Origin of the sequence: Sporosarcina sp. FSL W7-1283 (assembly GCF_038003105.1) — a bacterium.
Classification (GTDB): Bacteria; Bacillota; Bacilli; order Bacillales_A; family Planococcaceae; genus Sporosarcina; species Sporosarcina newyorkensis.
In genome coordinates this window covers 1,313,958-1,327,304 of record NZ_JBBOOL010000001.1, presented here as the reverse complement: position 1 = coordinate 1,327,304, position 13,347 = coordinate 1,313,958, and the positions used below count along the sequence as shown (strand labels likewise).

Genomic DNA, 13,347 nt, shown 5'->3' with positions numbered 1-13,347 from the left:
TCACCTCGATTTATTTAATCAGTGCATTACAGTCGACAATTAATGCCACTTGGCCGTTTCCGAGTATGGTGGCGCCTGATATTGCAAAAACACTCTGCAAGTAGTTTCCAAGCGATTTCAAAACAATTTCTTGTTGCCCGATGAATGAATCTACGACCAAGCCTGCTAGACTTTCTCCTTTGCGCACAATTACGATGGATTGGAAATCTTCCTCTTCGCGACGATCTTCCATTTCAAAAATCTCTTTTAAATCCACCAATGGCACGATAGTTCCTCTGAAATCAATGACTGGCTGATTGTGAGCGTTCAAGATATCTGATTTTTGAACGATTGCCGTTTCAATGATTGAAGAGAGAGGGATTGCATATATCTCTTGATCTAATTCCACTAGCATTACGGAAATGATTGATAGTGTTAGCGGTAATTGAACTTGGAATAACGAGCCTTTACCTTCTTTGGAATCAATCGAAATATGGCCACCAAGTGACTCGATTGTGCTTTTCACAACATCCAAACCAACTCCGCGTCCCGAGACGTCTGTAATCGCTGCAGCAGTTGAGAAACCAGATGCCAGAATCAGTTCTGCTACTTGTCGGTCGGATAAAGTAGGCGCGATTTCTTCACTTACAATTCCTCGCTCGATCGCTTTGCCTAATACGCGCTCACGATTCACTCCGGCACCATCATCTTCCAGTTCAATAAATACATGGTTCCCTGAATGATAAGCCCTCAGCGTAACAGTGCCTTCTTCCGGCTTACCTTTCGCAATACGCTCCTCAGGACTCTCAATGCCATGATCTAGCGCATTTCGAATTAAGTGGACGAGCGGATCGCCGATTTCATCGATAACTGTCCGATCGAGTTCAGTTTCTGCACCGATGATTTCTAAATTTATTTTCTTGTTTAAATCACGTGCCAACGTACGAACCATTTTAGGGAACCGATTGAAAACTGTCTCCACAGGAACCATCCGCATATTTAATATAATATTTTGTAGGTCGCCTGAAACTCTCGTCATTCTTTCCACTGATTCATTCAATTCCGGGTTATGCAACTCACTTGCAATCGATTGAAGGCGCCCCCGATCAATGACGAGTTCTTCAAATAAGTTCATTAAGATGTCTAAACGATCGATGTTTACTCGGATAGTCTTATTTGAAGAGGCATGATTCGTCTTCTTGACTTGAGTAGCTTCCTTTGGCGCGGCTTTTGCTTTCTCTGTTGCCGCAGGAAGGGTGTCTGCGTTATTTGGTTTTTCTTGCGGTTGCTCATCATGCTGTTCAAATTCGATTTGTTTATATTTCTTGATATATTCATCTGTAATATGCTTAATACGAACGTCTTCGATTTCTGAAACCTTCATGATTTTAGCTTTCAAGTCGTCCGCATCTTCATGAGTCAATAAGACAATCGTAAAGTTTTGATCGAACTCTTCGTTTTCAAGCTTCTCTACAGTCGGAACGGTTTTGATTACTTCGCCGGATTTTTCTAAGATCTCAAATGTCATGAACACCCGGGCTACTTTCAGCAGACAATCCTCACGTAACTCAACAGTTATTTCGTAGGCATTAAAACCTTGTTCCGATGATTGCGAGATCACCGTCAATTCAAAGTCATCGTAGTGAATTCCTGACGACGTAACGACTGCGGTTGCACTCTCTTCCGTAGTGGCAGCAATTGGGGCATTTTCTTCTAAGTCAAGCGGTTCTCCTGCCTCAATTCGATTTAGAGTATCCACTAAGACACTGACGTCTTTTTTCCCATTACCGCCTGCCTCGATATCGAGCACCATCAGTTCTAAATCATCGGCAGCTTCAAATACGACATCCAATATTTCAGTTGTTACGCTAATTTTGGAATTACGGATGGCATCCAAGACGTTTTCCATCTTATGTGTCAAGTCTGCTATATCTTCGTAGCCCATAGTTGCGGACATACCTTTCAATGTATGGGCTGCTCTGAAAATTTCATTGACAATTCCTAGATCGTCCGGGTTGTTTTCTAAAGCAAGCAATTGTTCGTTACATGCTTGCAAGTGTTCTTTACTTTCTTCGATGAACATATCCAAATACTGATTCGTATCCAATGTAAAGCCCCCTAGTCACTTCAAATTTCCCATTATTGCCTCTGCGATCTGTTGAACATCTTTTATCTCATCGCTCAATCCTGCATCTATTATGGCTTTTGGCATCCCATAAACTACTGAGGTATTCCTGGATTCCGCTATCGTCACCGTCTTGCACGAAGAGCGTAATAACTCCATGCCTTCTTTCCCATCAAAACCCATTCCAGTCATAATAGCCGTAACATACTCTAATTCCGGATGCTTGGCGGCTGATTCCAATAAAACATTGACTGCTGGGCGATGTCCGGAACGCGGAGCTTCATTGCCGTCCAGCAAGACTCTATAACCTGCAACTGTTTTTTCAAACTTTAAATGCAGCCCGCCTGGAGCGACATATGCTGTTCCGTTATATAGTAACTCTCCATTTTCAGCTTCTTTCACAGTGATTTCACTCAATCCATTTAAGCGTTCAGCTAGCGACTTTGTGAATCCCGGCGGCATATGCTGAACAATTAAAATAGGTGCAGGAAAATCCGCAGGTAGGCGTGTAATCACTTCTTGTAAGGCTCGAGGCCCCCCTGTCGATGTGCCTATTATAACAAACGTTTTGGTAGTTTGGGCTTTATTTTTAGAAAAACTTGCTAAATTAGCAGGCATTTCTGTGACACTATTCATTCTGACTGGGGCTTCCTTCTTTTCTGCAGGTAGTGTATAGCGAGTTTTCTTCGGTGTTATTTTCCTAGTCAACGATGTGATTCGGACATTAGAGGCTGCAAAAACTTTTTCTACTATTTCTCTCTCGATTTCGTGAAGATTCAAAGAAATAGCGCCGCCCGGTTTGGCAATGACATCCACCGCACCATACTCAATAGCGAGTACAGCATTTTCGGTGTTGTGTTTCGTTGTACTCGATAAAATGACAACAGGTACTGGATGATGATCCATCATTTCCTTCAGTGCCTGTAAGCCATTCATCACAGGCATCTCAATATCCATCGTCACAACATCCGGTGTCAGTTCCTTCACTTTCTCTATGGCATCTTGTCCATTCCTGGCTATCCCAATGACTTCCATCATCGGATGTCGGTTCAACATATCTGATATCAATTTCCGCATAAAAGCTGAATCATCTACGACAAGTACTCGTTTTTTCTTGCCAGTAAGCACATCAGACACGCCCTTTCCGAAAAATGTTCTTTAATTTGCCAAGGAATCCTGAAGACTCAATAGAATTACTAGATTGATTGCCAAGTAGAAATGACTCAGTTATAGCTTTCATCCGTTTGGTAATTTGTGCATTCGGATACAACTTCACAAAGGGGGTTTGGGCTACGACTGCATTACGTACATTCATATCGTCTGGTAAAAATCCTAAAATATTTGTCTCCGCAGATAAGAACTTACGCATGGCCAGCTGCAACCGAGCCACGGAATCACGTCCATCTTCTTCTCTCAATACCCGATTACTGACAATATGAAAAGTTTTATCGGCTTCTTGCAGGCAAATGAACTTCATCATTGAATAGGCATCCGTGATCGATGTCGGTTCAGGAGTCGAAATTAAAATGATTTCGTCTACCGCCAAAATTAAATCCAGTGAACTTTTTGTAGCGCCTGCACCCATATCAAATAAAATCACATCATAGTCAGACTGCAGAATGGAAAACGCATCAATCAAACGATCGAACATGGATTCAGACCACTCCATCACCGTTTCTAAACCTGATCCACCTGCAATAAAAGCCAATCCGTCTTCAAGAGGAGTAATAACATCGTACAACCCTTTAGAGCCTGTCAAATAATCCTTCAAACTGTGATTGGGTGTGGCACCAAATAAAATATGAATATTGCCCATGCCAATATCCATGTCAATTATCAATACTTTCTTCCCTTTTTGTGCAAGTGAATAGGAAAAATTGGCGGTAAAGTTGGATTTCCCTACGCCGCCTTTCCCACTAATAATTGCTACAGATCGAGCTGCTTTGCCTTGGGCTTTTAACATTTTCAACCGCAATGCTTCTGCTTGATCATGCATCTTGATCACCTGCTAACAAAAGAGAAAATAACTTTTCCACGTTTGCCTCTATTATATCCTCAGGTACTTCTTGACCGTCTGTATAATATGCCGTACCAATTTTGTGCTTCAGCATCAAATTGATCATTGATCCAACAGAACTTGTTTCATCCGTTTTTGTAAAAATGAATTTTTCAATCGGGAATTTTTTGAATCGGTCAATGATGATATCCATATCTTGTTCTTTTGATGTAGTGGAAAGGACAAGATATGTCTCCATATCCAATGAAAAGTCTACGAGGCCCTGCAAATCTTCTACAAACTTTGCTTCCTTATAATTACGACCTGCCGTATCAATGAATATCAAATCGCGGTCTTGCAACTTTTCAATCGCAGCACGGAAATCTGTTTCATTGTAAGCAATTTCTACAGGCGCTTGCAGTAGATTGGCATACGTTCGTAATTGTTCAATCGCCGCGATACGATATGTATCTGTCGTGATAAAAGCAATCTTCTTTTTTTCCTCAAGTAATGCGCGAGCCGCAATTTTTGCGATCGTTGTTGTTTTCCCGACGCCGGTTGGTCCTAACACATTGATATATTTTTTGGTATAAGAAATTCCGCCGAACGGTACATCTTTCAGTTTGGCGGAAAACCATTCTTTCATTATTTGAAGTTGTTCGCTATTGGTGAAATCTTTTTTCTCTTTTTTCATTCGTTCATATAACAAATCACCGGCTTCCACAATGTATTCATCTGCAAGTCCTTGTGATTGCAACTTCATTAATAGTGGCACCAATTCATCTGGAAACTTTTCCAATGTCCGGTCGCTTTGTTGCATTCCCTTGATCATGTTCTTCATTTCCAGCATTTCTTTTTGTAGCTGTTCTGTCGTATTCGTCTGAACTGTTGATTGAACGACAGGACGTGTAGGCGGCTCAATTGGGTGTTTTTCTATTGTTTGATCAAAACCCGCCACTACTTCCACTGAGCGTTTTTGAAATAAACCAAGGAAGCCTTTTGTCTTTACAACATTTGAACTGAGGATGACTGCGTCATCCCCAAAATCTCCACGTACTTTTTTCATCGCCTCTACCATCGTAGGGGCTGTATACTTTTTCATTTTCATTAAATATCCACCACTCCTACGCTTTGGACTTCCACAGACGCTTCGAGTTCATTATAAGACAGTATAGGTATTTGCGGGAAATACCGCTCCGTAATTTGACGTAAATACATTCGAATGGCTGGAGAACATAGAATTACCGGTGCCTGATCGAGCAAAGCGACTCGCTCTACTTCCTGAGCAATCCGTTCTAAAATAGCTTGAGATTGCGCAGGATCGATTGACAGGAAATTCCCTTGTTCTGTCTGCTGGATACTATCTGCAATAAGTTTTTCCACTTTACCGGAAACCGTCAATACTTTTAACGCCTCGTTGCCGACAACGTACTGATTGGTGATTTGCCTAGCGAGCGATTGTCTGACGTATTCAGTTAATACATCTACGTCAGAAGTGTATTTGGAATAATCAGCAAGCGTCTCGAATATAATCGGCAAATTACGTACAGATACTTGTTCGCTTAACAACTTCGCCAGTACTTTTTGTATTTCGCCAATCGATAGCGGTGTTGGTGTCAATTCATCGACTAAAATAGGATAGGTTTCATGCACATGATCGACCAGTTGTTTCGTCTCTTGACGTCCAAGCAAGTCGGCAGCATTGGCACGAATCACTTCGGTCAAATGGGTAGATACCACACTCGGCGGATCCACAACTGTATAGCCCATAATCTCAGCTTCTTCTTTCGCTTCTTCTGTGATCCATTTCGCAGGAAGACCAAATGAAGGTTCCACAGTATCGATTCCTTCAATCAGATCTTCACCACCAGGACTCATAGCTAAATAATGATCCAGCAACAACTCGCCTCTGGCCATTTCATTACCTTTAATTTTGATTCGATATTCATTTGGTTGCAACTGGATATTGTCACGAATACGCACGACTGGAATAACCAGCCCTAATTCAATAGCCAACTGTCTTCTGATCATCACAACTCGGTCCAACAAATCCCCGCCTTGTGTAGCATCGACGAGTGGAATTAAACCGTAGCCGAATTCAAACTCGATTGGATCAACATTCAGCAAATCCACTACGTTTTCCGGCCGCTTCAGACCTTCTGTTTCCACTTCTTCTTCCATCTCCAGCAGCTCGTTTGGATCTTCTTCTGATTTACGAGTCATCATAAAGGCACCTGCCGCTAGTGCAAGAGAAATTGGTATCGTTAAAATATCATTAATGGGTGTCGCCAAACCAAGTAACAGAACGGTTACTGCTGCTACATAAAGCAGTTTAGGCTGTCCTAGAAGTTGGTTGGTAATATCTGTTCCTAGATTCCCTTCAGAGGCAGCACGCGTCACAACGATACCTGTTGCCGTCGAAATGAGGAGAGCCGGAATTTGTGAGACAATCCCGTCCCCGACAGTCAACCGAGAGAATTGAGTTGCCGCTTCCGCAAAAGGTAAATCCATTTGCACGACACCGATGATCATCCCAACCAGCAAGTTGATTAAAACGATGATGATCCCAGCAATTGCATCCCCTTTAACAAATTTCGTAGCACCGTCCATCGCACCATAAAAATCGGCTTCGTTACTAACTTTTTCACGTCTCGCACGCGCTTCAGTGTCTGAAATCATGCCTGCATTCAAATCCGCGTCAATACTCATTTGTTTACCCGGCATCGCGTCTAACGTAAACCGAGCAGCAACTTCCGAAACACGTTCAGAACCTTTCGTTATGACAATAAATTGAATAATAATCAAAATCACAAAGACCACAAGACCTACGACAATATTGCCGCCTGTAACAAACGTACCGAACGTGTCGACTACGCCACCTGCGTCACCTTCAGAAAGAATCGCACGCGTTGTAGATACGTTGAGACCAAGTCGGAACAATGTTAATAACAATAACAACGACGGAAAAATGGAAAACTGTAACGCTTCCTGCATATTCATTGCAGTCAATAGGACCAATAATCCTAATGTGATATTGATGATAATCAAAAAACTTAATAACCAAGGTGGTAACGGGATGACGAGCATCGCAACAATCATAATAACCGCCGCAAGTACTCCGATATCTTTAAATTGCATGCCATCCCTACTTTCTTATTTCACTTATATTTTTCGCTGAATGCGATAAACGTACGCTAAAATTTCAGCAACCGCCTTGAAAAACTCTTCCGGAATGCGATCGCCAACTTCTACTTGATCATACATGGAACGTGCAAGCGGCCGATTTTCAACCATGACAATTTCATGCTCTTTGGCGATCATCTTGATTTTTTGTGCAATAAAATCTGCACCTTTCGCCACAACAATGGGCGAATCCATTTTCTCATCATCATACTTTAATGCAATGGCAAAGTGAGTAGGATTCGTGATGACGACATCCGCTTCCGGTATCTCCTGCATCATACGCCGCATCGCCATTTCTCGCTGACGTTGCTTAATCCGGGACTTAATGAGCGGATCCCCATCCATATTTTTATGTTCATCCTTAATATCCTGTTTGGACATTCTTAGGTTTTTTTCATAGTCAAATTTCTGATATAAAAAATCCAATATCGAAATAAAAAGCAAAACGAGTGAAGCGATAATTCCCATCATCCCCACTAATTTAGCGATTGTCAGCAGTGTCATATGAGGGGTTCGGAAAGCCAAGTCAAGCACTTGTCCGAAGTTCATCCAAATAACTAATGTAGTAACCGTACCAATAAACGAAATTTTTAATACTGATTTCAATAATTCTACAATGGCGCGGATTGAAAATATACGCTTCAATCCTTTAATTGGATCAATCTTTTTTAGATCAAATTTTAATGGTTCACCAGTAAATAACAAGCCAAATTGCAGTAGATTGGCTGCAACACTTGCAACTACAGCTATCACCATAATAGGCAATAATATAATCGCCATCTGTTTGACGATATCCATATAGACTAGCATGACTTGATCTTCGTTCAACGTATGTATAGGTATAAAATGCGTAAAAGATTCACGAAAAAAAACAAAGAAATTATCTCTCATGAATCCTGCCGCAAAAAACATGAACAGGAATACAGAGAGTAAAACAATCGAACTTGTGACGTCCTGACTTTTCAGTACTTGCCCTTTTTTTCTAGAATCTTCCCGTTTTTTCGGAGTGGCCTTTTCAGTTTTCTCGCCGGCGAAAAATTGTAAATCCAGCCTTAGTAACAATTTAGCCACCTCCCAGCAGTACCATCAAATCTCTCATTGTCAGGATCATCACTTCGAACAGTTTTTTCATTAAGGTAATCAGCACACCCGACATCGTCACGATTGCGAGAAAACTGACACCGATCTTGATAGGGAATCCGACAACAAATATATTCAGTTGCGGAACTGCCCTTGCCGTAATTCCAAGAGCCAAATCTACTAAAAACAAAGTAGCGACAACAGGAATTGCCATCTGAAACGCAATGGCAAAAGCTTTAGCAAATGTCAGAACCATGAATTCCGCCATTCCCTCGCTGCCAAACGGCGGCCACAACTCATTGACTGGGACAAACTCGTAACTGTAGAAGATACCGTCCAGCAGCATATGATGGCCGTTGACCGCAAGTAACAGCAACATCGCCAATGAATTGAAAAACTGGCCGAGCAAAGGAGATTGAGCACCAGTTTGCGGATCGATGACGTTGGCGATGGCAAAACCCATTTGAAAGTCGATGAACCCGCCCGCCACTTGAATGGCAGCCATAATAATAAAGGCAGCAATACCAATCGACAGGCCAATTACCGCTTCTTTTATTACAAGCAATATGTATTGTCCGTCAATTTCCATAACCGGCATTTCCACAGTATAGGACATCATCCAAGCGAGAACCGCAGCAAAGATCAAGCGCTGAGTCGTTGGAATCGATCGATATGAAAAAAGCGGCAGCGTAACGAAAAAAGAAGTGACACGCGTTAGTATAAGTAAAAATGCAGGCAGTGATGGGATGAGTTCATTCATTTAATCACCCGATATACCTAGAGAGATTGGAAAAGATTTCACTCGCATAATTGGTAACGTAAGAAAGCATCCAAGGGCCGAAAAATACAATAGCAACCATGACTGCTATGATCTTAGGCACGAATGCCAATGTTTGTTCTTGAATCTGTGTAGTTGCCTGAAAAATACTGACGGCTAACCCAGTCAATAACGCTACGATCAAAAGAGGTCCAGCAGCGAGAAGAATAACCCATACTGACCGTTCTGCAATGGAAATCACAAATTCACTCGTCAACTAAAACCCTCCCTAAAAGCTTTGTAGCAATGACTGGATAATGAGATACCAACCGTCCACTAAGACAAACAGCAATATTTTAAACGGCAATGAGATCATGACAGGCGGAAGCATCATCATTCCCATCGACATGAGGACACTGGCGACAATCATATCAATTACGAGAAACGGGATAAAAATCATGAAGCCCATTTGAAATGCGGTTTTGATTTCACTCAATGCGAAAGCAGGCACCATCATCGTTAATGGAATCTCTTCGATTGTTTCTGGCCGTTCCATTTGGTTGTAACGCATGAATAATTCCAAGTCTTTTTGTCTTGTATGTTGACTCATGAATTCCTTGAATGGCCCACTGGCGCGTTCGTACGCCTCGTCTAATGAAATTTCCTCATCGAATAATGGCGTCAAGGCTTCTTCATTCACTTGCGATAAGACAGGTGCCATAATGAAGAAAGTTAAAAATAACGCAAGTCCCACCAGCACTTGGTTAGGCGGCATCTGCTGAGTCGCAAGTGCTGTACGAACAAAAGACAACACAATAATGATCCGTGCAAATGAAGTCATCAAAATTAAAATAGCGGGTGCCAGTGACAGGACTGTCAGCAGCAGAAGCATTTTAATTGAAGTGGAGACATTGGCCGGATCACTGCTTGAAAATGAATTTAGAAAATCAGTCATCCCGGTCGCTCCCTTTCCCCTTCATTCGATCCAACTGCTGCTTGCGATCCGCTTTGATCTCTTCCATTTTGGATGAAAACAACTGACTGAAATCGGAGGCTTCTCCTACCGGGTCCCCAGATTTTGATTTCGCAAAAAATCTTTGATAAACCTGTGAGATTAACCCTTTTTGTACTTCACTGCCCTCTTGATCATAGCGTGCCAGCAAGTCGGCAATTTCATCTGGGTCTTCAATTTCCTTAAGAAGTTGGACATCTTCTCCTACGCCTACAACGAAATAATGATTACCCATTTTTACTAATTGGATTGATTTATGCTGCCCAAGCGACACACCGCCCAAATTCGTCATCAAGCGAGTTTGATCGAAGTTCCGGTTGCGTTTATTTAGAAAACGCAGCAACCATACAAGTAAACCTATGACGAAAATGAAGGCGAGAAACGTTCGGATATAATCCCAAGCAGTTAAACCCTTCGGCGGATCCATTGTAGTCTCCGGATCGGAAATTTTATTACTGTCTGGATTGTCCAAAAGGGGAGTATCAGAGCTACAATCTTTTCCTTTTCCGATGCAATCGGAGATTTTTGCGTCAGGATCTGTTTCCGCATATGCTTGGGGCATGAAAACAAGACAGACAAGCAACACAATAAGCCATTTGGTAACTATTTTTGCTATCATAAGGCGACTTAGCTCAACGCTTTGTCGATCGCTTCAATAACACGGTCTGCCTGGAAAGGCTTAACGATGAAATCTTTTGCTCCCGCTTGGATTGCATCAATTACCATTGCTTGCTGACCCATAGCAGAACACATAATGATTGTTGCAGAAGGATCCGTACCTTTAATCGCTTTAAGCGCCGCAATGCCGTCCATTTCTGGCATCGTAATATCCATTGTCACGAGATCCGGTTTTAATTCGTTGTACTTCTCCACGGCTTGTGCACCATCTGCCGCTTCACCTACTACTTCATAATCGTTTTTCGTCAAAATATCTTTAATCATCATGCGCATAAATGCCGCATCGTCTACTACTAAAATTCGTTTTCCCATTCCTATTCCCTCCAGATATCTACTATCGTAAGTTATTCAAGCGGTCCATTTGGCTCAGTATATCCGTAATGCGGACTCCGAAGTTTTCATCGATGACCACTACTTCGCCTTTTGCAATAAAGCGATTATTGACTAAGATGTCTACTGGTTCCCCAGCCAATTTATCCAGTTCGATAATTGAACCGCTGGACATTTCCAATATTTCTTGTACAGAACGCTTTGTTCTGCCCAATTCCACAGTTACTTGAAGTGGTATATCAAGCAGCATATTTAAATTATTTGCTTCATCTTTACTTAAGCCAGGTGCTTGGAAGCTTGCAAATTCTGCCTGCTGCACTTGTACTTGCGGCTGTGTCGGTCTTGGTGCTTGTTGAACCTGTTGCTGCGGTGGTGCTTGATACATTGGTTCAGGCTGCGGTGCAGGTTGCTGAACCTCTTGTTGCGCTGGCGCTTCTTGAGCTACAGGCTGTGTTGGGGCCGGCGGTTCTTCCATAACCGTCGCAGCCTCCTCTTCTCCCATTAGAGATGAGACAAGTTTCTTCCCAAATTCCAGCGGGAATAATTGCATAATATCCGAGTCGATCAATTCGCCCACCTTCAAATTAAATGACACACGGATCAGCAAATTATGCGGTGGAATATGTTCTGTTCCTTGATCTAGTTGAATGTTCATCAAATCAATGGTAGGCGGTGAGATATCCACCTTTTTATTAAATATGGTCGACATGGATGTAGCAGAAGAACCCATCATTTGATTCATGGCTTCCTGTACAGCACTTAAATGGATATCGCTCAACTCTTCATTCGGGGTAGTACCGTCCCCGCCGAGCATCAAATCAGCTATAATTGCTGCGTCGCTTTGCTTAATAACAAGTAAATTGACACCACTCAAACCTTCGGTGTATTCGACTTTTATGGCGACATACGGGTGGACAAACTCTTTGTCCAACTCATCGCGATTAATCAATGAAATCTTCGGTGTTGTAATGTCTACTTTCTGTCCGAGTAACGCGGACAAAGCAGTCGCTGAACTACCGAATGAAATGTTCCCGACTTCTCCAAGGGCGTCTTGCTCCATATCTGTTAAGTAATCGCCGATTTGGATGTCTGCTGATTCCGATGCTGGTTCTTCAGCTGGCTCCAGCGTTTCACCGCGCAATAACGCTTCAATTTCTTCCTGTGAAAGAATGTTATCACTCATCATCCTCATCCCCTCCCGTCTTCAAAGTATCCAGTATTTGAACAGCCATCCGGTTTCTCAATTTCCCTGGCTGTGCGGTAAATTTCGGTGTTTCTCCTACCCGAATGACGAGCGGATCTTCAATTTTTGTATCCAATGAAATGACATCTCCCATTTGCAGGTAAAGAAAATCTTCTATAGAAATTTCTCCTTTTCCTAAATCAGCAACTACCGGTAATGTCGCTTTTTTAATGCGCCTCTCCAGAAGTATACTCTGTTCTGGAGTTGGCTCTTTTTTATTCGTCTGCATCCAATAACTGACAGATAAGTTCGGAATGATAGGTTCAAGTGCAATATGCGGAATACACATATTAATCATACCGCTCGATTCGCCTATAACGATATTAAACGAAATGACAACGACCGTTTCATTTGGAGAAATCATTTGCAAAAACTGTGGATTGACTTCCATCTCCGCAAGATATGGATCGATTTCAATCAGTCCCGACCAAGCCTCTCGTAAACTATCAAATGAACGTTCAAATAAGTTCGTTAAAATCTTTGTTTCAATCTCCGTCATATTATCTACTTTTCCAGAACTAGAGCCAAATCCACCCATTAAGCGTTCAAGCATGGAGTACGCAACATTCGGATTCACTTCCATCAAAATATTGCCTTCTAGAGGCGAGACATCGAATATATTGATCAATGTCATATTCGGAATCGAACTGATAAATTCTTCAAATGGAATCTGATCGACCGACACAACATTGATCTGGACATATGTGCGCAGCTGAGCAGAAAAATAGGTCGTCAGCAATCTAGCAAAGTTTTCATGGATTCGTGTCAAACTGCGAATCTGATCCTTCGAGAAACGCAGTGCCCGTTTAAAGTCATATACGCGTACTTTTCGGGTTTCTTCTTCTTTTTTCATTTCTTCCGCTGACATTTCACCCGTCGATAAAGCAGACAACAGCGCATCTATTTCATTTTGGGACAGTACATCTCCCGACATAAGCCCACCTCCTCTTGCGTAAGCACCTCT

General features: G+C 42.2%; 13 protein-coding genes. All 13 read right to left on the bottom strand.

The annotated features are described in order from the left end of the window. Positions 1 to 10: 10 nt before the first annotated feature. Genes MKY93_RS06240 through fliM form a run of 13 tightly spaced genes read right to left on the bottom strand, consistent with a single transcriptional unit; the run spans position 11 to position 13,317 of the window. The gene (locus MKY93_RS06240) at positions 11 to 2,086 is read right to left on the bottom strand and encodes a chemotaxis protein CheA (protein WP_340758554.1); all 2,076 of its coding nucleotides are present in this window, start codon (positions 2,084 to 2,086) and stop codon (positions 11 to 13) included. 15 nt (positions 2,087 to 2,101) lie between these two features. Next, positions 2,102 to 3,241 (bottom strand): protein-glutamate methylesterase/protein-glutamine glutaminase, encoded by a 1,140-nt coding sequence (locus tag MKY93_RS06235; protein WP_340758553.1) that lies wholly within the window; start codon positions 3,239 to 3,241, stop codon positions 2,102 to 2,104. Beyond that, positions 3,234 to 4,100 (bottom strand): MinD/ParA family protein, encoded by an 867-nt coding sequence (locus MKY93_RS06230; RefSeq protein ID WP_078817740.1) that lies wholly within the window; start codon positions 4,098 to 4,100, stop codon positions 3,234 to 3,236. Before MKY93_RS06230 ends, MKY93_RS06235 begins: the two co-directional genes overlap by 8 nt. Further along, positions 4,093 to 5,208, bottom strand: coding sequence for a flagellar biosynthesis protein FlhF (flhF, locus tag MKY93_RS06225; RefSeq protein ID WP_340758552.1), 1,116 nt, complete (start codon positions 5,206 to 5,208; stop codon positions 4,093 to 4,095). Before flhF ends, MKY93_RS06230 begins: the two co-directional genes overlap by 8 nt. Then, positions 5,208 to 7,238, bottom strand: coding sequence for a flagellar biosynthesis protein FlhA (gene flhA / locus MKY93_RS06220; RefSeq protein WP_340758551.1), 2,031 nt, complete (start codon positions 7,236 to 7,238; stop codon positions 5,208 to 5,210). Before flhA ends, flhF begins: the two co-directional genes overlap by 1 nt. A gap of 24 nt (positions 7,239 to 7,262) precedes the next feature. Further along, entirely contained in the window at positions 7,263 to 8,354 is a 1,092-nt protein-coding gene (flhB, locus tag MKY93_RS06215) for a flagellar biosynthesis protein FlhB (protein ID WP_009497382.1), read from the bottom strand. Continuing rightward, positions 8,347 to 9,123 (bottom strand): flagellar biosynthetic protein FliR, encoded by a 777-nt coding sequence (fliR, locus tag MKY93_RS06210; protein ID WP_078817742.1) that lies wholly within the window; start codon positions 9,121 to 9,123, stop codon positions 8,347 to 8,349. The genes flhB and fliR overlap by 8 nt, the downstream gene beginning before the upstream one ends. A 4-nt stretch (positions 9,124 to 9,127) precedes the next feature. Beyond that, positions 9,128 to 9,397, bottom strand: a complete 270-nt coding sequence (fliQ, locus tag MKY93_RS06205) for a flagellar biosynthesis protein FliQ (RefSeq protein WP_009497384.1) — start codon at positions 9,395 to 9,397, stop codon at positions 9,128 to 9,130. A 12-nt stretch (positions 9,398 to 9,409) separates the two neighbouring features. Then, the gene (fliP, locus tag MKY93_RS06200) at positions 9,410 to 10,075 is read right to left on the bottom strand and encodes a flagellar type III secretion system pore protein FliP (RefSeq protein WP_221836078.1); all 666 of its coding nucleotides are present in this window, start codon (positions 10,073 to 10,075) and stop codon (positions 9,410 to 9,412) included. Further along, the gene (locus tag MKY93_RS06195; protein ID WP_078817744.1) at positions 10,068 to 10,751 is read right to left on the bottom strand and encodes a flagellar biosynthetic protein FliO; all 684 of its coding nucleotides are present in this window, start codon (positions 10,749 to 10,751) and stop codon (positions 10,068 to 10,070) included. The genes fliP and MKY93_RS06195 overlap by 8 nt, the downstream gene beginning before the upstream one ends. Positions 10,752 to 10,759: 8 nt before the next feature. Then, a complete protein-coding gene (locus MKY93_RS06190) occupies positions 10,760 to 11,122 on the bottom strand; it encodes a response regulator (RefSeq protein ID WP_078817745.1) in 363 nt (120 codons plus the stop codon). A gap of 22 nt (positions 11,123 to 11,144) precedes the next feature. Then, positions 11,145 to 12,323, bottom strand: a complete 1,179-nt coding sequence (fliY, locus tag MKY93_RS06185; protein ID WP_340758550.1) for a flagellar motor switch phosphatase FliY — start codon at positions 12,321 to 12,323, stop codon at positions 11,145 to 11,147. Further along, positions 12,316 to 13,317, bottom strand: coding sequence for a flagellar motor switch protein FliM (gene fliM, locus MKY93_RS06180; RefSeq protein WP_078817746.1), 1,002 nt, complete (start codon positions 13,315 to 13,317; stop codon positions 12,316 to 12,318). Before fliM ends, fliY begins: the two co-directional genes overlap by 8 nt. Positions 13,318 to 13,347 lie beyond the last annotated feature (30 nt).